Below are 23,370 nucleotides of genomic sequence, written 5' to 3'. Positions count from 1 at the left end.
GGCTGCCCGGCTTTCGCGCAACTGCCCACGACTTGCGGGGTGCTTGCCCCCGCCCGCCCGGCGGCAACCCGGACGGGCGGAGCACCGATCAGCGGTTGGTGAACTTCGCCGGACGCTTCTCCACGAAGGCGGTCATGCCTTCCTTCTGATCATCGATGGCGAACAGCGAGTGGAACACCCGGCGTTCGAAGCGCAGCCCCTCGGCGAGCGTGGTCTCGAAGGAACGGTTGACCGCCTCCTTCGCAATCATGGTGACCGGCAACGACATCGACGCGATCGTCTCGGCCACCTCGAGCGCGGTGTCGAGCAGTTCAGCGGCGGGCACGATGCGCGAAACCAGCCCCGCGCGCTCGGCCTCCTCGGCGTCCATATTGCGACCGGTGAGCACCAGATCCATCGCCTTGGCCTTGCCGACCGCGCGGGTGAGCCGCTGCGAGCCACCGATGCCGGGAATGACGCCGAGCTTGATCTCCGGCTGGCCGAACTTCGCCGTGTCCGCCGCGATCAGGATGTCGCAGATCATGGCCAGCTCACAGCCGCCGCCGAGGGCGTACCCGGCGACCGCGGCAATGGTCGGCTTGCGGAACTGGGCGAGCCGGTCCCAGCGCGCGAAGTAGTCGTTCAGGAACATGTCCATGTACGACTTCGGCTGCATCTCCTTGATGTCGGCACCGGCCGCGAAGGCCCGGTCCGACCCGGTGATGACCACCGCTCCGATCTCGTCATCGCGCTCCAGCTCGTCCAACGCGGCGATCACGTCGTCGAGGACCTGCGCGTTGAGCGCGTTGAGCGCCTTCGGGCGGTTCAGCGTGATCCAGCCGACCCGGCCCTTGCGCTCCAGCAGAATCGTCTCGAACTCGGGCCCGTCCCCCACAGAATCGCTACGCGATGCGTCCATCTTTTAGGCACCTTCTCGGTCGGAACGGTTACGGATTTCCTCGACGATAGCGGAGAAGTCCCGTCCGCCGGACGTCTGGTTGAACCGGTTGTAGATCTCCGCGGCGAGCAGGCCGACCTGGCCGTCGATACCGTTCTCGCGCAACGCGTTTGCGGCGAGGCCGAGGTCCTTGTTCATCAGCGCGGTGGCGAAACCGGGCCGGTAGTCGTAGTTGGCGGGGCTGGTGGGGACCGGGCCGGGGACGGGACAGTAGCTGGTCAGCGCCCAGCTCTGGCCGGAGGCGGTGGAGACGACGTCGAAGAAGGACTGGTGGCTCAGGCCGAGTTTCTCGCCGAGGACCAGGGCTTCGGACAGCGCGATCATGGAGACGCCGAGGAGCATGTTGTTGCAGATCTTGGCGGCCTGCCCGACGCCGGAGCCGCCGCAGTGCACGACCTTGCCACCCATCACCTCGAGCAGCGGCAGGGCCGCGGCGAAGTCTTCGGCGCCACCACCGACCATGAAGGTGAGGGTGCCCGCCGCCGCACCGGCGACGCCGCCCGAGACGGGCGCGTCCAGGGCACGGTGGCCCGCGCCGATGGCGAGGACGGCGGCCGACTTGGCGTCGGCGACGTCGATGGTGGAACAGTCGATGAACAGGGTGCCCGGCTTGGCGGCGGGTAGCAGTTCGGCGTAGACGTCGAGAACCAGTTTCCCGTTGGGCAGCATGGTGATGACGACACCGGCGTCCGCCGCTTCGACGGCCGTGCTCACCACGGTGGCGCCGTCCCGGATGGCCTGCTCCTGCGCGGCGGGCACCGGATCGTAGGCCAGCACTTCATATCCGGCCCTGACCAGGTTCGCCGCCATCGGCGCGCCCATGTGGCCGAGGCCGAGGAATCCGATCTTCTCAGTCATTGCTCACCAAACCCAGTTCCTGATCGTCCAATTCGGCGAAGTATGCGTCGACCTGCGCGGTGCTGACGTCGGCGAGACTCGCCGGCGACCACCGCGGGTTGCGGTCCTTGTCGATCACCTGCGCGCGGATGCCCTCCACCAGATCGGACGAGGACAGCGCCGCGACGGAGACCCGGTACTCCTCGTTCAGCACCGCCTCCAGGCTCGGCGCGGTCCGCGCCGAGCGCAACGACCGTAGCGTGACCTTCAACGCGACAGGCGATTTCGAGAGAATATCGGCGGCCGCCTTGGCGGCTTCCGGCGAATCGTGCGCCTGCAACCGGGCGACGATCTCCTCGACGCTGTCGGCGCAGTAGCAGGCGTCGATCCAGTCCCGCTGGGCGACTAAGCCGGATTCCGGTGCGGCGGTGGCGAACTTGGCGATCGCGATCTCCGCGGGCTCGGTGCGCAGCGTGTCCAGCAGTGCCGGAAGGTGTTCGGAGGCGACGTAGTAGTCGGCGAAGCCGGCCGCGATGGCATCACCCGCACCCATCCGGGCGGTGGTCAGCGCGACGTGCGTGCCGATCTCACCGGGCGTGCGCGAAAGTAGGTAGGTACCACCGACATCCGGGATGAAGCCGATGCCGACCTCGGGCATACCGATCTTGGATCGTTCGGTGACGATCCGGTGGCTGCCGTGGCCGGACAGGCCGACCCCGCCGCCCATCACGATGCCGTCCATCACCACCACGTAGGGCTTCGGGTAGCGGCCGATCAGTGCGTTGAGCACGTACTCGTCGCGCCAGAAGCGGCCGGTGGGCGAATCTGCCCCCGCCGCACCGCTCTTGGCGTCGGTGTGAATGGCGACGATGTCACCGCCCGCGCACAACCCGCGCTCACCGGCCCCGGTGACGACGACGGTGCGCACCTCGTGATCCACCGCCCACGCCCGCAGCGCATCGCTGATGGCAAGGGCCATCGAGTGATTGAGCGCGTTGATGGCCTTGGGCCGGTTCAACGTGATGAGCCCGAGCCCATCCTGCTTCTCGAGGAGAACTTCCGGTTCGGTCATGCCGCTCCTGCCACCGCGCGGGAGACAACCACCCGCATGATTTCGTTGGTGCCTTCGAGGATCTGGTGCACCCGCAGATCCCGGACGATCTTCTCCAGGCCGTATTCGGCCAGGTAGCCGTAGCCGCCGTGCAGTTGAAGCGCCTTGTTGGCGACGTCGAAGCCGGCGTCGGTCGCGAACAATTTGGCCATGGCACACAATTCGACCTTGTCCGGCGCGTCGGCATCGAGCGCCGCCGCGGCCCGCCACAGCAGGGTGCGGGCGGCCTCCAATTCGGTACGCATATCGGCGAGGTCGAACCGCAGTGCGTCGTTGTCCAGCAACGGCTTGCCGAACGCGCGGCGCTCGGCCAGATACGGCACGGTCTTGTCCAGCGCCGCCTGCGCACCGCCGACCGAGCAGGCGGCGATATTCAACCGCCCGCCGTTGAGGCCGTTCATCGCGATGCGGAAGCCGTCGCCCTCGGCGCCGAGGAGGTTCGCCGCGGGCACCCTGGCGTCGTCGAAGAGCACCTGACGGGTGGGCTGTGCGTGCCAGCCCATCTTTCTTTCGTTGGCGCCGAACGAGACTCCCGGAGTATCGGCGGGCACGATGAACGCCGAAACGCCGCGTGCGCCCGCGTCGGCTGTCCGCGCCATGACCACGTACACGTCGGTGGCGCCCGCGCCGGAGATGAATTGCTTTGCGCCGTTGAAGATGTAGGCGTCGCCGTCCCGAACGGCCTTGGTGCTCAGCGCCGCCGCGTCCGAGCCGACGCCTGGTTCGGTCAGCGCGTAGCTCGCCAGCAGCTCCATCGAGGTCAGCCGCGGCAGCCAGTGCTGGCGCTGCGCGTCGTTGCCGTAACTGTCGATCATCCAGCTGGCCATGTTGTGGATGGAGATGTAAGCCGCGATGGCCGGGCAACCGGTGGCGAGCTGCTCGAAGATGCGCACGGCATCGAGCCTGCGCAGGCCCGATCCGCCGACGTCCTCCTGGACGTAGATGCCGCCGAGGCCCAGCGGCCCCGCCTTGCGCAGCACGTCGACCGGAAAGTGCTTCTGCTCATCCCATTCCAGCGCGTTCGGCGCGAGGAACTCGTTTGCGAAACCGCGTGCGGTGTCGCGGATCGCCTTCTCGTCTTCGTCGAGGGTGAACATGCGATCAGTCCATCGTCGGGATGACGAACGCGTTGGGAGTGGAGCCCGCGGAACGACCTATCGGCCCGAGCTCTTTGAGACCGGAGGGCCAGCGCTGCGTGACGGTCTTGGTCTTGGTGTAGAAGCGGATCGAGTCCGGGCCGTGCTGATTGAGGTCGCCGAAGCCGGAACGCTTCCACCCACCGAACGTGTAGTACGCGATCGGGACCGGGATCGGCACATTGATGCCGACCATGCCGACCTGCACGCGGGCGGCGAAGTCCCGGGCGGTGTCGCCGTCGCGGGTGAAAATCGCTACGCCGTTGCCGTATTCGTGCTCGTTGGCCAGGCGCAGGCCTTCCTCGTAGTCCTTGGCCCGGACCACGGCCAGCACGGGGCCGAAGATCTCCTCCCGGTAGATCCGCATTTCCGGGGTGACCTTGTCGAACAGCGTCGCGCCGACGAAGTACCCGTCCTCGGCGCCGGCGACGGTCACGCCCCGACCGTCCACCACCAGCTCGGCTCCCTCATCGATGCCGATCTGGATGTAGTTGTTCACCCGGTCCACGCCGTCCTGGCCGACCAGCGGGCCGTAGTCGGCGCCGGGATCGTCGGAGCGGCCGATGTTGAGCTTGTGCACCCGCTCGGTGAGCTTGGCCAGCAGGCGGTCCGCGGTCTCCTCGCCGACCGGCACGGCCACCGAGATGGCCATGCAGCGCTCGCCCGCGGAACCGTAACCGGCGCCGATCAATTGGTCGGCGACATCGTCGAGGTCGGCGTCCGGCATGACGATCGCGTGGTTCTTGGCGCCGCCGAAGCACTGGGCGCGCTTACCGTTCGCGGTCGCGGTCTCGTAGATGTACTGGGCGATCGGGGTGGAGCCGACGAAGCCGACGGCCTTGATCCTCGGGTCGTGCAGCAGCGCGTCGACGGCCACCTTGTCGCCGTTGACGACGTTGAACACACCGGGCGGCAGTCCGGCCTCGAGGAACAGCTCGGCCAGCCGCAGCGGCACCGACGGGTCGCGCTCGGACGGCTTGAGCACGAACGCGTTTCCGGTGGCCAGCGCGGGGCCCGCCTGCCACAGCGGGATCATGGCGGGGAAGTTGAACGGGGTGATGCCCGCGACGACGCCGAGCGGCTGGCGCATCGAATAGACGTCGATGCCGGTGCCCGCGCTCTCGGTGTACTCACCCTTGAGCAGGTGCGGGATGCCGGTGGCGAACTCGATGACTTCCAGACCCCGCTGGATATCGCCCTTGGCGTCGGCGATGGTCTTGCCGTGCTCCGAAGAGAGCAGCGCGGCGAGCGAATCCATCTCGTCCTGCACCAGCGCGAGGAAACGCATCAGCACCCGGGCCCGCTTCTGCGGGTTGAACGCGGCCCACACCTGCTGCGCCGCTTCGGCATCGGCGACGACCGCCGCGACCTCGGCCTTGCTCGCCAGCGGCACGCGTGCCTGCACCTGGCCGAGATTCGGGTCGAAGACGTCACCGAAGTTGCCGGAGGTACCCGCGACGTGCTGCCCGCCGATGAAGTGAGTGAGTTCGCGAACCATGCCAGTCCTGTCTCTAGCCGACCATGACACCGCAGAGCGGTATGCGGTCATCCTATAGTTGGACGTCCATGTATATAACCGATGTGATTCATCCCACGTCCGGCGGCAAACAGTCGTCAGGCCGCCGGTTTCGGCGCCTTGGTGAGTAGGTACGCGCCGATCCCGAGCACCACGGCGCCGACCACCAGCACCGCGACCGCGGCGGCCAGCACGCTGTCGGTCCACTCGGTGACCGCCTGACCCGTCGCGAGCGCGACCGCGAGGCCGCCACCGACGACGAGCACCGTCGAACGCTGCTGAGCGAACAGCGCGAAGCAGACCGCGGCCACGAGCAGGCTGAGCAGGAACGCCCACCACCAGTCATCGACATCGACGACCAGCGCGCCGATCAGCGAGATGCCGACCGCGATCGCATATCCCAGCCAGGTCTCGACAAAAGCGCCGATCCGGCTGAGCGCGAACCATATTCCGCCGACCACGAGCATGCCGAGTCCGATCCACACCTCGGCGACGCCTGTCCGATCACCGAGCACGCTCGGAATCACCGCGGCGCTGAAAACCCCGCAGACGAGCATGCCGATCACCGACGGCACGGCGGCATATCCGAGCACGGCCGCCGCCGAACCGGCGAGCACCGCCCACTTCCCCGCGTCGGTGGAACCGTTGTCCAACGCGGTCCCCACCGTCCCGGCGATCGACCCGGTGGCGAGCGCGAGCAAGGCCGCCGCGAGCCGAACCCGGGAGCCGGGCGCGGCCCGCCCGAACAGCTGCGACGGCCCGCCGACCAGCGCGAGCGCACCGAGGACGAGCCCGATCGACACCGCGATCAGCACCGCGACCTGTCCAGCGCGGGAAAGGCCGTCCCAGGACGACCCGATCACCAGTGCGATCCCACCGAACACCAGACCGGCCCCGATATACGCCGCGATCTCGGCGACAATCTTCCCGCGCGGCCGCTGCTCGTCCGCCGCCAGCGCCCCCATGACCGCCTCGAACTGCGCCTCGGTCAGCACGCCCTGCTCGACCAGCTTTCGCACAGCCACCCGATGGTCTGTCGCCATGCGCCCATTATGTCCGGCTACCCGCGCCGCAACCGGAGATCACCGATCTCGCAGACCAGCACCGTCGCGCACCAGCACCGTCGCACGCGCACGTTCCGTCACGCGGCGGCCGAAATGTACGACGAATTCGTGCGCGGGACACCACGAGGTGCGCGGGGTCAGGACTCGGGGCCGAGTTCTACGACGGTGCCGGGGTGGGCGAGGGAGGCGACGGTGATGTGGCCGCCCTTGGCCTGGTCGATGATCTGACCTTGCCAGGCGACGAAGCAGGCGGCGATTTCGCTGTTGTAGGCGCGGGTGAGGATGGGGGCCAGCACCTTGGCGAGCTCGCCCTCGGCGGCGATGAGCTGGTCCCGGTAGGGCCCGTAGTAGGGCAGGATCGCTTGCAGGACAACGGCTTCCACGCCCTGCACCTGGGTGATGAACGGATCGATCGCGGGCTGGTAGTGCGCGATCACCGGGGCGGCCTCCGCCAGGACCGGGCCCGCCAGCTGCAGGATCGGCTGGTAGACCGAGCCGAGCGCGAATGCTTCCGAGGAGAACGGACCGGCCAGCGGAGCGAGCCCGATCAGGGAGGCGAGCCCGCCCTGCTGCTTCGGGGCGGGCCAGCCGAGGGGGCACGCGGGCTGTGTGCCGACCGGCGCGGCCGCGAACGGGTCGGCGGCACCCGAGCCGCCGAGCGGGACGGAGCTGTTCGGCGCGCCCGCGCCCAGCGGTACGGAACTGTTCGGCGCACCGGCACCAGGTGCCGACGGCGCGGCGGGTGTGCCCGCACCTGGGTTGATGGCGACGGCGGCGGGTGTACCGCCCGAGCCCAGCGGTACCGAGGCAGCAGGCGCGGGCCCGCCCGGAGCCGGGGCGTTCGGAGCGGGGGCGTTCGGACCCTGCGCTGCCGGAGCCGGAGCGCCCGGTGTATCGGCGGGCGCCTGCGGCGCTGCGGGCCGCGCGGCGGCCGTCTGCTCCTGGGTGACCACCACGGTGGTGACGTCGTCGTCTTGGCGGACCGTCAGCGCGGTAGCCGCGACGGCGCTGCCGATGACCGTCAGCGCGGCCACCGCGCGAATGGCGCTGGCCAGCGCCGGCCGGGTCGTCGTGCGAGAACTCATCGGACCGTACTCCTTCTGATGTCTATTTGACCGACGGCGCAGGCGAATTCGGCGCGGCGGCGGCTGGTTCGAATACGCCCTCCAGGTGCCAGACGCCGGTGAAGCCGTTGAACGGCCCGCCGACGATGAGGCTGGTCCACTGGAGGGTGAACTTGCGAGTTTTCGAGTCGTAACTGCCGGTGCCCGAAGGGCCTTGGGCGGCATCGGATGTCGGCTTGTCGAACCACTGCTTGGCGACCCAGTCCCACACCTTCTGCACCTGCTCGGCGCCCGCCACCTGGGCGTCCTGCTTCTCCGGCGGCTTCGGGGCGCCCTGGTTGAACTCCTGGTCGTTCCACGAGGCCGCCCAGGACGACACGTCCGCGGTCAACTTGCCGCCATCGTTGGTCACCGTCGGCGGCGGCACCCTGCGTTGGGTCTGCGGGTCCACCGGATTGGTGGAGATGCCGAATTCGACCGCGAAGAACTTGGTCGGCTTGGTGATCGACGCCGATAACGAATTCCCTTGTGCGAAACCGGGCTTCGGTTCGCTCTGATATCCGCCGGTACGCAGGCCGCCCGCAGTGCCCGGCTCGAGCAGAGTGGTCGAGCCGCCCTGCGCGGGCGAATCACCGTTGGGCATGTAGGGGCCCTTCTCCGGCGTGCCACCTGGCTGAACCATCCGGAACCAGGTACCGGCGACGCTGTCCCCGGACACCGAACCCGGTGTCAACCGGAGCAAGCCGACCAGCGGCTCGGGACCGTTCGACGAGGAAGCGTCATCACCACTCGAACATCCGGACACCACCAGCGCCAGTGCGGCAAGCATGGTCACCGCGATCAATTGCCGTGCGCTCATGCCGGATCGCCTCCTGTTTCGTTCGGTATCGACGGTGCTCATTTCCGCTCACCGCCAGTCGGAGTCGGCTCGCTCGTCGCGTCGGCCACGGCCGTGCCGCCGTTGCCCCTCGATCGGCTCGGCAGCCGAAGACCCTCCACCGTGGCGGCGAGCGCGAAGATGCCCGGAACCAGATAGCAGAAGCCCAAACCGCGAAACGCCCCGAAGCCCAAGGGACGGGTCGAGTCGTTGAGCGCGACAACGGCATCGAAGTTGCGGACGTTGTCGTTCATCGCGCCGATGAGCGCGGCGAACCGGGAAGTCATCGGCTGCCAATGGGTTTCGAGGGTGGTGATGCCGGTGAGGTCGGCATCCGGGTGAGCGGCGCGGACGGCGGCGGTGTAGCGGCTGTTGAGTTCGCCGTCGGCCGCGACGAGCGTGACGAAGTAGCCCTGCAATTTTCGGACCTCGTCGTGGGTAAGGATCGGGCGCAGGTCATTGATCAGCGGTTGGGCCGCGGGCGAAGCGGGGAACAGCCCACCGAACAGCGGCACGGCGATCAAGCCGAGCGCGGCGAACGCGGCGAACGAACGCCAGGCCAAGGCCTGCTTACCGGCCTGCGCACGCCGAAATCCCAGCACACCCGCACCGACGAGGACCACACCGGGCAGCGCGAACAACCACGGTAGCGTGCCGAAAGGCACTACCCCGGCCAGCTTTTCGTAATTGTTCCGATTGTCATCGATCGCGCCGATCATCCCGGACATGTGGTAGTGGATCTCCGGGTAGTCGCGGACGAACTGGTCGACCCGGTCGTAGCTCCCCGGCTGCTGGTCACGTTGCCGCAGCGTGACCACGTTCGTTCTGGCGTCGTCGAGCACCTGGAGGTCGTGGCGGTAGCCGTCGATACTCGCCCGTGTCATATACGGCCCGAACGCGTCGATCATGGCCTCCCCCTTGGCCGCTCGCGGGAACATGCCGGTGACGATGGGAACGAGGGCCAAGAGCGCGCCGAGCACGATGATCAGCACGAACGGCCACCGCTTCGCGGGCCGTGGGGGCGCGGGTTCCGGATTCGAGACGAACTCCGAATAGATGGGCAGCCCCGACACGGTGGTCACTGCCGTTGCCGACGGACGATCCGGTCCGCGTTGAAGAACACTCCGGCCGCGGCGACCGCCACGACGAACAGCGTCGGCACCACCCAGACCGGGATGTGCCGTCCGCGCGGGACCTCGATCGTCTTGGCCGCCAGCACCGGATCGGTGCGCGCGGCCGGTGCCTGACCCGGTGCCACCGGCACGGCCGCCGGAGCAGGCACGGCCGCCGGAGCAGGCGCGGCGGGCGGAGCCGGTGCGGCCGGAGCGCCGGGAGCGGGCGGGGCGGGCGCGCCGGGCGCTGGTGCGATCGGTGCGGCCGCCGGTGCGGCCTGCGGAACACTGCCGCCCCGGTATTGCCCGGCCAGATGCCACAACCCGGTGAAATTGTTGAACGGCCCGCCGACGATCTGACTCGTCCACTCGATCACGAAATTGCCCGCGCCGTCGATGGTGCCGTGCACCGGACTGGTCTTGCCGGGCAGCCCGCCACCCGGTTTCGGTGCGCCCTGGTTGAACACCTGGTTGTTCCAGGTGACCCCGAGGCTGCTCAGATCGCCGGAGAGCTGCCCGCCGTCGGAGAACAGCCGCGGCACCCCGGTGCCGCCGCCGGTCTGCGGATCGGTGGGGTTGGTCGCGGTGGCGAAGTCGACGCCGTAGAAGCGGACCGGCCTGGTGACCCGGCCCGACTGGGCATTGCCCGCGCCGTCGAAGGCCGCGGCGGGCTGTGCTTGGTAGCTGCCGCTGACCAGACCGCCGTCGCTGCCCGCGGACAGCGTCGTCACCGTCTGGTCGCTGCAACCCGAGTCGCTGTTCGCCAAGTAGGGACCGCCCGCGTCACCCGTCGGCAGGATCATCCGGAAGAAACTGCCCGTCACCGCGCCGCCCGAGCAGACACCGGGGGCCAGCGCGAACAGCCCGTTCAGTGGCGCGGGTTCGGCATGCGCGAAGGGTGCCGCGAGCGTGCCGAGGGCGAGGGCGGCTACCGCGGCGGTGAGCCGATAAGAGTTCCGTCCCATGGAGTGTCCTTTGGTGGATTTGCGCAAATAGATTTCGGTTTTAGGGCATCGCGTCCCATCGGAACCCGAGTCCGGACCGTTGTCGCCCTTTGCATTCACCATGAGCGGAATCCGCACCGCCGACTCCGCCGAATCGACCGGGCGTGTTCTCGCTGGCGCTGTGATCGGCATCACCGTAGGATTAGTTTGACGTCCTAGTATCGGGCGCCAACTGGATTGCCGGGAGGAACCCGTGGCCGACAGCAGCGCACTTCATACGCCGACCAACCCCGTTCGTTTCGTGACCTCCGCGGCCCTGTTCGACGGGCACGACGCGGCGATCAACATCATGCGCCGCATCCTGCAGGCGCAAGGCGCGGAAGTGATCCACCTCGGACACAATCGCGCGGTCAGCGAAGTGGTCGACGCGGTGCTCACCGAGGACGCGCAGGGGGTGGCGGTCAGCTCCTATCAGGGCGGGCATGTCGAGTACTTCGAATACCTCGCCGACGCGCTGAAAAAGGCCGGGGCGGAACACGTTCGGATATTCGGCGGTGGCGGCGGCGTCATCGTGGCCGAGGAAATCGCGCGACTCGCCGAATCCGGCGTGACCATCTTCTCCCCCGAAGACGGCCAGCGACTCGGCCTGCCGGGAATGATCAATCAGCTCATTCGCGCCTGCGACATCGACCTTTCCACCGAACCGCCGATCCTGGACGCGGTGCTGTCCGGCGAACGCGCCGCGTTGGCCCGCGCGATCACCTGCATCCAGCAGGACGCGCTGCCCGACACCGACCGGCAGGCATTGACGCAGGCGGCGGCCGCGCGCACCGTTCCGGTACTCGGCATCACCGGCACGGGCGGCTCCGGAAAGTCCTCACTCACCGACGAATTGGTGCGCAGACTGCGGTCGGACCAGCAGGACAAGCTGCGCGTGGCGATCCTCGCGGTCGATCCGACCAGGCGACGCGGCGGCGGCGCGCTGCTGGGCGACCGCATCCGGATGAACGCCCTCGACGGCGACCACATCTTCTTCCGTTCGCTGGCCACCAGGGGTGGGCGGGAACTGCCGAACAATATCGAGCTGATCGTTACCGCCTGCAAGGCAGCGGGTTACGACCTGGTGATCCTGGAAACCCCGGGTATCGGCCAGGGCGACGCGGCGGTCACCGACTACGTCGACGTGTCCATGTATGTGATGACACCGGAATTCGGCGCCGCCTCCCAGCTGGAGAAGATCGACATGCTGGATTACGCGGATGTGGTGGCGATCAACAAGTTCGAGCGCCGCGGTGCCGCCGACGCGCTGCGGGATGTGTCGCGCCAGTTGATCCGCAATCGTGAGGACTTCACCGCCGCGCCGGAGGACATGCCGGTATTCGGCACCAGCGCGGCGACATTCAACGACGACGGCGTCACCGCGCTGTACCAGCACCTGGCCGGACTACTGGCCGACCACGGGTTGCGATTGGAGCAGGGTGCGCTGCCCAGGGTGGACACCCGGGTGTCCACCCGGTTCGCGCAGATAATTCCGCCTGCCCGGGTGCGCTACCTGGCCGAGATCGCCGAGACCGTGCGCGACTATCACGCGCAGACGGCCGCGCAAATCGTTGCGGCACAACGGGTGCAGCGCATCGAACAGGTGGCGGCGGAACTGCCCGACGATCGCGCCGTCGCCGAGCTGGCCGACGCGGCCCGCGCGGAGCTGACCACCGAGAATGCCGCATTGCTCGCCGAGTGGCCCGCACTCGCCGAGTCCTACCGGGGCGACGAGCAGGTGGTACGGGTACGCGACCGCGAAATCCGCACGCCGCTGCGCCGGGAGTCGCTGTCCGGCAATTCGATCCCGCGCGTCGCGCTGCCCCGCTTCACCGATCACGGTGAGCTGCTGCGGTTCCTGCGTGCGGAGAACTTGCCGGGTCGCTTCCCGTACACTGCGGGCGTTTTCCCGTTCAAGCGGGACAACGAGGACCCGGCCAGGATGTTCGCCGGCGAGGGTGACCCGTTCCGCACCAACCGGCGCTTCAAGGTGCTCAGCGAACATTCCGAGGCGAAACGGCTGTCCACCGCCTTCGACTCGGTGACGCTCTACGGCCACGATCCCGCCGAACGACCCGACATCTACGGCAAGGTCGGCACCTCGGGTGTGTCGATCGCCTCGCTCGACGATATGAAGGTGCTCTACGACGGCTTCGACCTGACCGCACCGACGACCTCGGTGTCGATGACCATCAACGGACCGGCGCCGACCATCCTGGCCTACTTCCTGAATACCGCGATAGACCAAGCGCTGGAACGGTTCTCGACTACCGAGGGTCGGGAGCCGACTGCGGACGAGGCCGCCGAGATCCGGGCGAAAACCCTGGCGACGGTGCGCGGCACGGTGCAGGCCGACATCCTCAAGGAGGATCAGGGCCAGAACACCTGCATCTTCTCCACCGAATTCAGCCTGCGGATGATGGCCGACATCCAGGAATGGTTCGTGCGCAACGGCGTTCGAAACTTCTACTCGGTCTCGATCTCCGGATACCACATCGCCGAGGCCGGAGCGAACCCGATCAGCCAGCTCGCCTTCACCCTCGCCAATGGATTCACCTATGTCGAGGCCTATCTCGCGCGCGGCATGAAGATCGACGATTTCGCGCCGAACCTGTCGTTCTTCTTCTCCAACGGCATGGATCCGGAGTACTCGGTGATCGGGCGGGTCGCCCGGCGGATCTGGGCCATCGCGATGCGCGATCGCTACGGCGCCAACGATCGTTCGCAGAAGCTGAAGTACCACATCCAGACCTCGGGCCGGTCGCTGCACGCGCAGGAAATGAGCTTCAACGACATTCGCACGACGCTGCAGGCGCTCATCGCCATCTACGACAACTGCAACAGCCTGCACACCAACGCCTATGACGAGGCGGTGACCACTCCCACCGAGGATTCGGTGCGCCGTGCGCTGGCCATCCAGCTCATCATCAACCGCGAGTGGGGCGTGGCGATGAACGAAAACCCCTTGCAGGGCAGCTTTCTCATCGACGAACTCACCGATCTGGTGGAGGAGGCCGTGCTGGTCGAATTCGACCGGATCAGCGAACGCGGCGGCGTACTCGGCGCGATGGAAACCGGATACCAGCGCGGCAAGATCCAGGACGAGTCGATGCGCTACGAGCACCGCAAACACGATGGCTCGTTGCCCATCATCGGTGTCAACACCTTCCGCAACCCGCACGGCGAGCCGCACCACGACATCGAATTGGCCCGCGGCACCGAGGCGGAGAAGCAGTCCCAGCTGCGTCGGGTCCGCGAATTCCAGCACCGGCACCGCGATGCCGCGCATGCCGCCCTCGCCCGCCTCGAGGCCGTCGCCCGCACCGACGACAACATCTTCGAGGTACTGATGGACGCCGCCCGCGTCTGCACCCTGCAGCAGGTCACCGACACCTTCTTCACCGTCGGCGGCCAATACCGCCGAAACGTCTGACACCGCTCGGCTCGGATCCCGCTGAACCCGGGCCGGGCTTACCACCACCGTGTGACAATCGCCGGGTCAGAGCCATCGGCGCGAGTTGGGACGGCGGACATGGATCTCAGCGGTATTCGGATCATCGACGCACACATCCATCAGTGGGACCCGTTCACGACGCCACGGGTCTTCAGCAGCATGGCGAAGGTATTCCGGGTGCTGCCGATCCCCCTCGATGTCGCTGCCCGGCTCGCACCCCGCCGCGACCGGCAGTTCGTCGGCGATCCCACGGCGTACGCGCAGCCGTACCTGCCCGCGAACTATCGCGCGGACGCCGGCGACATGCCGGTCGAGGCGATCGTGCACATCGAGGCCGATTGGTCGGACAAAGGCGGCACCGCCCAGGCCAATGAGACCAGGTGGGTGGCCAGCCTGCCGTTCGGCGTGGACACTCCCGCGCTCGGCGCGATCATCGGCTCGGGTGATCCGTCAGCGGCCGGGTTCGCCGAACTGCTCGACGCCCACCGGTCGGCCTCGCCGCTGCTGCGCGGGATCCGAACCTTGACCGCACTGCATCCGGACCCGGGTGTCCGGCCGTTCACCAAGACCGAGCACGCCCTCGTCAGCAAGGAATTTCTGGACGGCTTCGCGCACCTGGCCGAGCAGGACCTCTCGTTCGAGGCTTGGGTGTACTCGCACCAGCTTCCCGACGTCGCCGAACTCGCCGAGCGCTACCCCCAGGTCCCGATCGTGCTCAACCATCTCGGCACCCCCGCAGGCATTTTCGGCCCCGTCGGCAAACACACCGGAACGAACCCGAGCCTGCGCCGCGAGTTATTCGTGCGCTGGCGCGACGATCTCGCCGCCGTGGCCGCCAATGCCAACGTGGTCGCGAAGGTGAGTGGCCTGACGATGCCGATTCTCGGCCATCCGGTGCCGCCGCGCGGCACCGCCACTCCCGTTCCGGTGCTGCTCGACCGCATCGGGCCGATGATCGGGCACGCCCTCGAATTCTTCGGTGCCGACCGGCTGCTGTGGGGCTCGAATTTCCCGGTGGACAAACCGATTACCAGCATCGCCAACAGTGTCGAGACGGTTGCCGCGGCGGTCACCGCACATGGCGGCGGACAGCCGGAACTGGCGCAGATCTTCCGAAATACCGCTCGACGCGTGTATCGAATCGACGACCCGCCCAGCTGAGGCTTTCGATGAAACCCCTTATCGCGCAGGCGGAATGACCTCCGGCGGCAGATACTGCGTACCGAGCAGCGCGCCGATCCGGCAGATGTGTTCGACGATGCGGGCGCCGTCGATATCCAGCGCGCCGGTGCGCCATGCGGTGAGCAGTTCGATGAAGCCGCCGATGCCGACAAGCGTGCTCATCCGGAACTCGCTCTCGTCGGTATCCGGGCGCAGGTACGGCCGTGCGGTGGCGATGAGCAGGTCGGTGGCGTCGGTGAGCATTGTCTTGCGGCGCTGCTCGAGCACGGCGCTGCCCGCGTGATCGGCCAGCAGGATGCGGGCGGGCCCGCGATCGTCGGACTGTAGGCGCACTACGCCGGTCACCGCCGCACGCAAGATCTCCAGCGGCGGCTGCTCGATGTGTTCGGCGACGATCGCCGCCAGGTCGGCGTAGACCTCGGCGCACACGGCGTCCCAGGCATCGCCGAGCAGTGCGTCACGGTCGGCGAAGTGTTCGTAGAAGTAGCGGTCGTTGAGCGCGGTGCGCTGGCAGACGCCACGCATTGTCACCGCCGCCCAGCCGTTTTCGATCCAGATGTCGAGGGCGGCATCGATCAGCCGCGTCCGGCGTTCGGCACGCCGCTCCTCGGTAGTGCGGCCGCCCCAGGTGCGGGCCGGTACGCGCAAGCTCATGGTTGACAAAGTACCGCACCGCGCGCCTAATTGGTGGCATGTGCGGCCAGTTACCGCGGGCGGGACGCCGCACCGGATCCAGGAGGTGGCATGAACGGCAATGGTGTCGATCATGAGGTAATCATCGTGGGCGCCGGGTTCTCCGGGATCGGCGTCGCGATCAAGTTGCGGGAGGCCGGGTTCGACGACTTTCTCATCGTCGACGAGGCCGACGGCGTCGGTGGAACGTGGCACTGGAACACCTACCCCGGTATCGCCGTGGATATCCCGTCGTTCAGCTATCAGTTCTCCTTCGAGCAACGAGCGGGCTGGTCCCGGACCTACGCGCCGGGCCATGAGCTGAAGGCCTATGCCGAATCCTGCGTGGACAAGTACCAGCTGCGACCCCGAATCCGGTTCAACACCAACATCACCGAGGCCGAGTTCGACGAGGTCGGCTGCCGGTGGCGGCTGCACACCGCCGACGGCGGCGAGCTGCGGGCCCGGTTCGTGATCAGTGCCACCGGGGTGCTGACCCGGCCCAAGCTGCCCGAGATCCCGGGCGTCGAGGACTTCGCCGGGGTCACCATGCACACCTCGCGCTGGGATCATCGGCAGGACCTGCGCGGCAAGCGAGTGGCCATCATCGGCACGGGAGCGTCCGCGGTGCAGGTGATTCCGGAGACGGCGCCGGAGGTCGAGCAACTCGTCGTCTTCCAGCGCACGCCGATCTGGTGCCTGCCCCGGCTGGACCTGCCGCTGCCCAAGCCGGTGCAGTGGGCGCTGCGGGTGCCCGGCGCGCGGTCATTGACCCGGCTGATCAGCCAGACATACGTCGAGCTCACCTTCCCGATCGCCGCGCACTATCACAAGAGTTTGCCGACGGCCGCGCTCGGCGAGCGGCTGGGCCTGTCCTTCCTGCGCAGTCAGGTGAAAGATCCGGTCGTTCGCGAAAAGCTCACGCCGCGTTACGCTTTGGGCTGCAAGCGACCCAGCTTCTCGAACGACTACCTGGCCACGTTCAACCGCGGCAATGTCGTGCTGGAGACCGACCCGATCGAACAGATCACCAGCACCGGCGTGCGCACCGCCACCGGCGCCGAATACCCGGTCGACGTCTTGATTCTGGCGACCGGTTTCAAGGTGATGGAGTCCGGCAACATGCCGACCTACCGCCTGCGCGGCCTCGGCGGCCTCGACCTGGAGAAGTGGTGGGACGAGAACCGGCTGCAGGCCTACGAGGGTGTCAGCGTTCCCGGCTTCCCGAACTTCTTCTCGATGATCGGGCCGTACGGCTACAACGGCTCGTCCTACTTCGCGCTGATCGAGAACCAGACCAGACACATCCTGCGCTGTCTGCGCCACGCCCGGGCGGGCAATGCGACAGTCGTCGAAGTGACCCGCGAGGCCAACGACCGGTATTTCCGGGAAATGCTCGCCCGCCGTGGCGGCCAGGTGTTCTGGCAGGACAGCTGCGCGCTGTCCAACAGCTACTACTTCGACAAGCACGGCGATGTGCCGTTGCGGCCGTCGACCACGGTCGAGGCGGCTTGGCGCAGTGGACATTTCGACCTGGCCGACTACCGGTTCGCGACGTCGGCTTAGCGCCACACACTCCAGCGGCCGGGCTCAGGGGAGAAAAGCCTGGGCGAGTTGCCGGGTGAGGGTTTCCCGCGCGGTGACCAAGGACGGGCCGTACCAGGTGAGGCTGCGGCCTTCCACCAGGGCGACCGGTGTTCCCGGAAAGGCGTCGGGGCCATCGGTTCTGGTGAAGACGTACGGCTCGTCGGGCAGGACGGCGAGGTCGATTCCAGCCGTCAGTTCGTCCTGGGTGAGGCGGGGATAACGGTCCGGGCGGTCCGCGTGCACGAGGCGCAGACCGAGGCGCCCGGCCAGGTCGCCGGTGAAGGTGTTGCGGCCGACCACCATCCAGGGATTGCGCCAGATGGGGATCACCGCATTGCGCGGCGGTGTCGGCGGCGGTGGCGCCCAGACGAATTCGGCCGCGGTGAGCCAGGGCGGTATGCCGGTGCGGAGGGCGACGGTGAAGAGCCGGGCCAGCGAAGCGAGCGCCTCGTCCACCGTTTCGATTCTGGTGACCCACACCGGAATTCCGGCAGCGCGGAGACGGTCGACATCGATGCGCCGGTTCTCCTCCTTGTTGCACAGCACCAGGTCGGGCGCGAGCTCGATGATGCGGCGGACATCCGGATTCTTCGTGCCGCGTACCCGTTCGACAGCGAGATCCTTTGGCTGCGTGCACCATTCGGTTGCAGCAAGCAGACGTTCCGGGCAGGTCGCGGCCACCGCCTCGGTCAACGAGGGCACCAGGGACACCACCCGGCGCGGCGGTTCGGTGAGTGCCACAGCGGTGCCCAGATCATCGCTACCGGTCATGACAGGACCCGGAGGGCGAGGAGGCGCAATTCATCCGGCGGCACCGCGGGAAGCATGCAGTCCGCGCCGAGTACCAGCAGGTAGAGGATCTGCGCCAGCTGTCCCGCAGCGGAATCGTCGTATCCGCTCTCCCCCAACAGGTTTCGTAGGAAGCCCAGCCGGGCCGCGTCGACGCGGGCCTTGACCTCGGCCGCGTTCGCGTCGTCGATCGCCCAGGAACGGATCGCCATTTCCAAACGGGCCGGTTCCTCGTCGCGCAGCACGAGGTCGAGCAGCAACTCCAGCCGTCCCCTGGCGTCGAGCTGTTCGGCGGCCGCCACCGCACGCAGATGCCGGGTGGTGTGCACCTCCTCGAAGTGCGCGAGCAATGCCGTTTTGTATCCGGACATGCCCGAAAAGTGGTGATAGAACGAGCCGGTACTCAGCCCGGTCGCCGCGACCAATTTGTCCAGCGTCAGCCCCGCCGGTCCGGCCGCACCGAGAATCATCAGACCGGATTCCAGCCATGAACTCTTGCCTGCCACGTTCGCGAGCCTATAACGTAACTTTTGTTCTGTTCGGCGGAATGCTAGCTCGGCCCGAGTTACGGAGGTCGCGATGACCGCGATGACACCCTCGTCCACCATCCGCTCCGCCCGCTGGGCCACCCCGGTCCACCTCACCGGGTCCGCGCTGCTCGGCTTCATCGGCCTGGCGCACCTGCTGGGCTTGCACGTCTTCAACGGCAACGACTCACCGGCCGAAGAGGTCGTCAACGAGTTGTCGGCGCAGGTATCCACATCGATGTTCGACGGCAGCAGGCAGGTGACCGTCTTCGGCCTGAACACCGGCTACAGCGTCGGAATGGGGCTGCTCGCCCTGCTTTTCGGCCTGCTGGCGATCGTCGCGGTGCGTGCTGCGCCACAGCTGATCGCCCGATGGTCGCTGTTCAACGCGATCTGCCTGGCAGCGGCGGGCGGGATGTGCTGGATCGCCTGCCTGTATTTCCCCGAGCTGGCCATCGTGGCGTCCGGACTTGCCACGCTGTGCTTCGCGGCGGTGCTGGTGGCAGGTAACCCCCGGACGGCCTGAACACTGCCCCGCCTTCGATGCAGGGGCAGTGATCGGGCAACCCTCGGGCAGTTCCGGGGCGGGTCCGGCACGCGCAGACTGGGTGAGGCATCCGGTGTCGGGAAGTCCCGGTCCCTGTGCAGCCGGACCTGATCCCGCCCCAAAGAGTCCGGCGGCAACCGTAAGCCCCGACGCCGGGTGCCCACCACAGCCGGCTCAGCCGTCGAACATGCGATACAGCGCGGTGAATTCGCGCAACCCGGCCGCGGCGATCGACTCCTCGGCCGAGGTCATCCGCATCGCCTTGCGCAACAGCAGCGGGTCCAGATCCTCGGGGGCAGGACGGAATTCGACCTTCGGCAGGTTCGGCAGCTCGGCTTCGTTTCCGTATGGATCAGCGGAATCCGTTGCGCGCAAGTCACGTTCGATACCACCGATGAGGGTGTCCAAGTCGAGGCCGCGCAGCGCGAGAATCTCGCGGGGGCGCTCGTCGAGCCGTTCGGCCAGCAGGTAGCAGACCGCGGCCACATGCTTGCACGGCCAACCCGGATCGGGGCAGCTGCAAGTGAAATCCAGATCGGCCGCCGTGGTCGGCAGCAGCAGCGGACCGAGTGCGGTCGGCAATGCGCCGGAAGCGATCTCGGCGAGCATGCCCGGCGCGTCGCGGATCGTCTCGATGAGCAGTTCGATTTCTTCCGCACGCAGCGGCCGGACCGTGAACACCGCGGTGAACGGCCGGGGTTGACTGCCCTGCACTTCCGCGGTCACCGAGCCCGGCTCGATCCGGTAGCTGACCACCTGCCCGGCCCGGGCGTAGGTGCGGCCGCGCGACATGCGTCCGCCATCGGCCATCTGCTCGACCGCGTCGATCAACGCCTTACCCCACCAGGTGCGCCCGAAACCGCCACGCCGACTGCGTGCTTCGACGCCACCCCGCACCGGGCGGCGTTTGCCGTACTCGCTGTAGTCGATGCTGAACCTCTTTCCCGAGTCGCTTCGCTCCTGCCCTCCGATGCTCACTCGCCGACCGCCTCCGCCCCGAGGGTGAACAACTCACGCAGGTCGTCGGTGCTGAGCTCGGTGATCCAGTTCTCCCCCGCACCGACCGCCAGATCGGCGAGTTGCCTTTTACCCTTGATCATTTCGTCGATCCGCTCTTCGATGGTGTCGACGCAGACCAGTTTGCGCACCTGAACATTGCGCTGCTGACCGATCCGGTACGCGCGGTCGGTGGCCTGGTTCTCCACCGCCGGGTTCCACCAGCGATCCAGGTGCACAACATGATTGGCGGCGGTGAGGTTCAGTCCGGTGCCACCGGCCTTGAGCGACAACAGCATCAGCGGCGGGCCGTCCGGCTCCTGGAACCGGGTGACCATGGTGTCGCGCCGCTGCTTCGGCACCCCGCCGTGCAGGAACGGGATGTCGGTGCCGAACCGGTCGGCCAGGTAGGGCGCGATGAGCTCGCCGAACTCGCGGAACTGGGTGAACAGCAACGCTTTCTCGCCGTCCGCGAGCACCGCGTCGAGCACGTCCTCCACCAGGGCGAGCTTGCCGGAGCGATGGCCGCCGCGGTGCAACACGGCGGAGCCGTCACCGAGGAAGTGCGCCGGGTGATTGCACACCTGCTTCAGCCTGGTCAGCGCGCCGAGCACGGCGCCCTTGCGGGCCATGCCCTTCGCGTCCTTGATCTTGGCCAGCATGTCGTCGACCACCGCCTGGTACAGCGCGGCCTGCTCGACGGTCAGGTTGGCGCGCACCGTCATCTCCAGCTTGTCCGGCAGATCGGAGATCACCGCGGGATCGGTCTTCACCCGGCGCAGCACGAACGGTTGCGTGATCATCCGCAGCCTGCTGATCGCGTTCTCGTCCCGCTCGCGTTCGATGGGCACGGCGAAGCGGGCGCGGAAGGTCTGCGGGCTGCCGAGCACCTTCGGCACCGCGAAATCCATGATCGAGCGCAATTCCTCGAGCCGGTTCTCCACCGGAGTTCCGGTGAGCGCCAGCCGATGTCGTGCGGGCAGCGCACGCGCCGCGCGTGCCTGTCTGGTGCCGGCGTTCTTGATGTGCTGTGCCTCGTCCAGCACAATGCGGTCCCAGGTCTGCCGCTTCAACTCGTCGAGATCGCGCGCGAGCAGCGAATACGTGGTGATCACCAGATCCGCCTCGGCGACCGCCGCGTCCAGCTCCGCGCCGGAGCGGCGGCCCGCGCCGTGGTGGACCCATACGCGTAGATCCGGCGCGAAACGCTCGGTCTCCCGCTGCCAGTTGCCGACCACCGACATCGGGCACACCAGCAAGGTGGGCCCGGGCATCCCGTCCGGACGCGAGTCTTGCCTCGGCTGCCGGAGGGCGTGCTGCCGGTCGACCCCGTCGTCGGAAACCCCGGCCTTGCGACGCCGCGCGGCGTCGAGCGAAATGACCACCGCGTCTTCGGTATTCGCATCCGCCGAGGTGCGAACCCGACTCGTCGACGCTGCCTGGTCATTTCCGGCCCGCTGGTCCCGCACCGTGCGGGCCGTCTCGCGCTCGTGCACCAACAGCGCGAGCACCTGCACGGTCTTACCTAGGCCCATGTCGTCGGCCAGGATCGCCCCGAAACCCATGTGGCTCATGGTCGCCAACCACGCGAGGCCGCGTTCCTGGTAGGGCCGCAGCTGCGCCTTCAGCCCGACCGGGGGCGCGATCGGGGCCAGCTCGCGGGTCCGATCCAGAATGTCGGCGGCCCAGCCGGTGGCGGTGACCTCGGTGATCGGTACCTGCTCGACGCGACCGCCCGCGAGTTCGCCGATCAGGTCGGCGAAGGTGATTTCGGAGGTGTCGGCGTGCGCGGCGACGTAACGGGCGGCGGCGGCCAGCACCTTGTGGTCGGCCTGCACCCAGTCGCCGCGCAGCTGGACCAGGTCCGACTTGCTGCGGACCAGCCGTTCCATCTCCGCCTTGGTCAGGACGGTGTCGCCGAGCGCGAGTTCCCACCGGTAGGAGACGAGTCCCGGCATGCCGACGATGCTCTCGGCCGCGGGCACCGCGCTCTCCACTCGCAGCCGCATGGTCGGCGCGCTGACATTCCAGGCGCGTGGCAGCAGCAACGGGACCCCCGCCGCCTGCAACGCGTGCGCCCCATGTTCGACCAGATCGACGACGACCTCGGTCGGCAGCAGTAGATCCAGCGATTGTGGGTCGCTCGGCAGTTCACGCAGCCGCGGATAGGCCCGCTGCGCCTCCCCGAGCTGCTCCACCGCGTTTCGGAGCAGATTCGGATCACCTTGCAACAGCACGGGATTCGGGGCCTCGCCGTCGACCCGCAGGCAGACCTGCAGCCGCCACAGCGCCACCGACTCGTCCGCGGTGCCGACCTCGCCGTCCGGCTCGAGCAGACGAAGCACCAGTTCCGGCTCGTCGCCGGTCAGGGTGGCCCGCCACCGCTCCAGCACCTCGGCCACCTGGTAGCTGCCGCCGTCCAGCGGGACATCGCGGACCAGGGCATCGACCAGCGGATGCGACGAGTCCGGCAGGTCGATCAACGCCCGCGCGATCGGGTCGGTGAGTTCGGTGACCAGGTCATCGAGCAGCACGGTCGGCCGACCCGCCACCCGCAACGCGGCGGGCATGGCCACCGCCAACTCGGCCAGCCAGGCGCGCTGCCGCTCGCCACCGACCAGCCGCCAGCGCACCCACCACTGACCGTCTTCCCGGCGCAGTTCCGGCACGATCCGGCCGGCCCGCACCCACCGCTCGACACCGTGCGCGACGTGCGCCAGGAAGCGCAGATCACCGGCCACCGCCGCCGCGGGAAGGCGCTGCCGCAGTGCCTCCGCCGCAGCCGCCGGGACCATCGCGTGCGCGCGGACCTGTTCGGTCGCGGTGCCGTCCGGACCGCTGACCAGCACATCGGCCCGGTGCCGGAATTTGGACGCGCTCAACACGCTGCCCAACGGGTCGGGCAGCGCGGTGAGGGGTGCGTCGTGCCAGAGCAGCAACCCGGATCCCGGCGACCACAGACCGTGCAGCATCAGCCCA

19 protein-coding genes are annotated in these 23,370 nt (G+C 68.0%); 4 read left to right on the top strand and 15 right to left on the bottom strand.

All coding sequences use genetic code 11. The annotated features are described in order from the left end of the window. Positions 1 to 88 precede the first annotated feature (88 nt). The 10 genes from ACFK0J_RS07100 to ACFK0J_RS07055 all read right to left on the bottom strand — a co-directional run bounded on the left by ACFK0J_RS07100 (position 89) and on the right by ACFK0J_RS07055 (position 10,619). The gene (locus ACFK0J_RS07100; protein ID WP_378737657.1) at positions 89 to 898 is read right to left on the bottom strand and encodes an enoyl-CoA hydratase; all 810 of its coding nucleotides are present in this window, start codon (positions 896 to 898) and stop codon (positions 89 to 91) included. 3 nt (positions 899 to 901) lie between these two features. Continuing rightward, a complete protein-coding gene (gene mmsB / locus ACFK0J_RS07095; RefSeq protein WP_378737655.1) occupies positions 902 to 1,795 on the bottom strand; it encodes a 3-hydroxyisobutyrate dehydrogenase in 894 nt (297 codons plus the stop codon). Next, positions 1,788 to 2,846, bottom strand: coding sequence for an enoyl-CoA hydratase/isomerase family protein (locus tag ACFK0J_RS07090; RefSeq protein WP_378737653.1), 1,059 nt, complete (start codon positions 2,844 to 2,846; stop codon positions 1,788 to 1,790). The genes mmsB and ACFK0J_RS07090 overlap by 8 nt, the downstream gene beginning before the upstream one ends. After that, positions 2,843 to 3,982, bottom strand: coding sequence for an acyl-CoA dehydrogenase family protein (locus tag ACFK0J_RS07085; protein ID WP_378737652.1), 1,140 nt, complete (start codon positions 3,980 to 3,982; stop codon positions 2,843 to 2,845). The genes ACFK0J_RS07090 and ACFK0J_RS07085 overlap by 4 nt, the downstream gene beginning before the upstream one ends. A 4-nt stretch (positions 3,983 to 3,986) precedes the next feature. Next, positions 3,987 to 5,519 (bottom strand): CoA-acylating methylmalonate-semialdehyde dehydrogenase, encoded by a 1,533-nt coding sequence (locus tag ACFK0J_RS07080; protein WP_378737651.1) that lies wholly within the window; start codon positions 5,517 to 5,519, stop codon positions 3,987 to 3,989. Positions 5,520 to 5,635: 116 nt separating this feature from the next. Further along, complete coding sequence (locus ACFK0J_RS07075; RefSeq protein ID WP_378737650.1) at positions 5,636 to 6,580, bottom strand: DUF2157 domain-containing protein; 945 nt, start codon at positions 6,578 to 6,580, stop codon at positions 5,636 to 5,638. 158 nt (positions 6,581 to 6,738) lie between these two features. Further along, positions 6,739 to 7,686: a hypothetical protein gene (locus tag ACFK0J_RS07070; RefSeq protein ID WP_378737649.1), complete on the bottom strand. Its 948-nt coding sequence runs from the start codon at positions 7,684 to 7,686 to the stop codon at positions 6,739 to 6,741. Between the two features lie 22 nt (positions 7,687 to 7,708). After that, a complete protein-coding gene (locus tag ACFK0J_RS07065) occupies positions 7,709 to 8,524 on the bottom strand; it encodes a hypothetical protein (protein WP_378737648.1) in 816 nt (271 codons plus the stop codon). 38 nt (positions 8,525 to 8,562) lie between these two features. Beyond that, entirely contained in the window at positions 8,563 to 9,624 is a 1,062-nt protein-coding gene (locus ACFK0J_RS07060; protein ID WP_378737647.1) for a hypothetical protein, read from the bottom strand. Next, on the bottom strand, positions 9,621 to 10,619 hold the full coding sequence (locus ACFK0J_RS07055) for a hypothetical protein (RefSeq protein WP_378737645.1): 999 nt from the start codon (positions 10,617 to 10,619) through the stop codon (positions 9,621 to 9,623). Before ACFK0J_RS07055 ends, ACFK0J_RS07060 begins: the two co-directional genes overlap by 4 nt. 232 nt (positions 10,620 to 10,851) lie before the next feature. Between ACFK0J_RS07055 and icmF the strand changes: the two genes are divergently transcribed. Beyond that, positions 10,852 to 14,070 carry a fused isobutyryl-CoA mutase/GTPase IcmF gene (gene icmF, locus ACFK0J_RS07050; protein ID WP_378737643.1) on the top strand — a complete coding sequence of 1,073 codons (3,219 nt, stop codon included), beginning with the start codon at positions 10,852 to 10,854 and terminating at the stop codon, positions 14,068 to 14,070. 99 nt (positions 14,071 to 14,169) lie between these two features. Beyond that, positions 14,170 to 15,252 (top strand): amidohydrolase family protein, encoded by a 1,083-nt coding sequence (locus ACFK0J_RS07045; RefSeq protein ID WP_378737641.1) that lies wholly within the window; start codon positions 14,170 to 14,172, stop codon positions 15,250 to 15,252. A gap of 18 nt (positions 15,253 to 15,270) precedes the next feature. On the opposite strand, the gene ACFK0J_RS07040 is transcribed toward ACFK0J_RS07045, so the two are convergent. Then, on the bottom strand, positions 15,271 to 15,927 hold the full coding sequence (locus ACFK0J_RS07040) for a TetR/AcrR family transcriptional regulator (protein ID WP_378737639.1): 657 nt from the start codon (positions 15,925 to 15,927) through the stop codon (positions 15,271 to 15,273). 90 nt (positions 15,928 to 16,017) lie between these two features. On the opposite strand from ACFK0J_RS07040, the gene ACFK0J_RS07035 reads away from it, so the two are divergent. After that, on the top strand, positions 16,018 to 17,511 hold the full coding sequence (locus tag ACFK0J_RS07035; RefSeq protein ID WP_378737637.1) for a flavin-containing monooxygenase: 1,494 nt from the start codon (positions 16,018 to 16,020) through the stop codon (positions 17,509 to 17,511). A 24-nt stretch (positions 17,512 to 17,535) separates the two neighbouring features. On the opposite strand, the gene ACFK0J_RS07030 is transcribed toward ACFK0J_RS07035, so the two are convergent. Together ACFK0J_RS07030 and ACFK0J_RS07025 are read right to left on the bottom strand one after the other, a co-directional pair. Beyond that, on the bottom strand, positions 17,536 to 18,303 hold the full coding sequence (locus tag ACFK0J_RS07030; RefSeq protein WP_378737635.1) for a helical backbone metal receptor: 768 nt from the start codon (positions 18,301 to 18,303) through the stop codon (positions 17,536 to 17,538). Then, positions 18,300 to 18,827, bottom strand: coding sequence for a TetR/AcrR family transcriptional regulator (locus tag ACFK0J_RS07025; RefSeq protein WP_378737633.1), 528 nt, complete (start codon positions 18,825 to 18,827; stop codon positions 18,300 to 18,302). Before ACFK0J_RS07025 ends, ACFK0J_RS07030 begins: the two co-directional genes overlap by 4 nt. Before the next feature lie 73 nt (positions 18,828 to 18,900). Here ACFK0J_RS07025 and ACFK0J_RS07020 point away from each other — a divergent pair, with 73 nt between their 5' ends. Next, complete coding sequence (locus tag ACFK0J_RS07020) at positions 18,901 to 19,374, top strand: hypothetical protein (RefSeq protein WP_378737631.1); 474 nt, start codon at positions 18,901 to 18,903, stop codon at positions 19,372 to 19,374. Between the two features lie 195 nt (positions 19,375 to 19,569). Here ACFK0J_RS07020 and ACFK0J_RS07015 read toward each other — a convergent pair whose 3' ends face one another. Together ACFK0J_RS07015 and ACFK0J_RS07010 are read right to left on the bottom strand one after the other, a co-directional pair. Then, positions 19,570 to 20,367 carry an SWIM zinc finger family protein gene (locus ACFK0J_RS07015; protein ID WP_378742687.1) on the bottom strand — a complete coding sequence of 266 codons (798 nt, stop codon included), beginning with the start codon at positions 20,365 to 20,367 and terminating at the stop codon, positions 19,570 to 19,572. A gap of 2 nt (positions 20,368 to 20,369) precedes the next feature. Next, on the bottom strand, positions 20,370 to 23,363 hold the full coding sequence (locus ACFK0J_RS07010) for a DEAD/DEAH box helicase (RefSeq protein ID WP_378737629.1): 2,994 nt from the start codon (positions 23,361 to 23,363) through the stop codon (positions 20,370 to 20,372). Between the last annotated feature and the right edge of the window lie 7 nt (positions 23,364 to 23,370).

This window comes from Nocardia brasiliensis (assembly GCF_042691675.1).
Taxonomy (GTDB): Bacteria; Actinomycetota; Actinomycetes; order Mycobacteriales; family Mycobacteriaceae; genus Nocardia; species Nocardia brasiliensis_D.
Note: the sequence above shows the minus strand (reverse complement) of the source record. Positions and strands in the feature narration are given on the sequence as shown.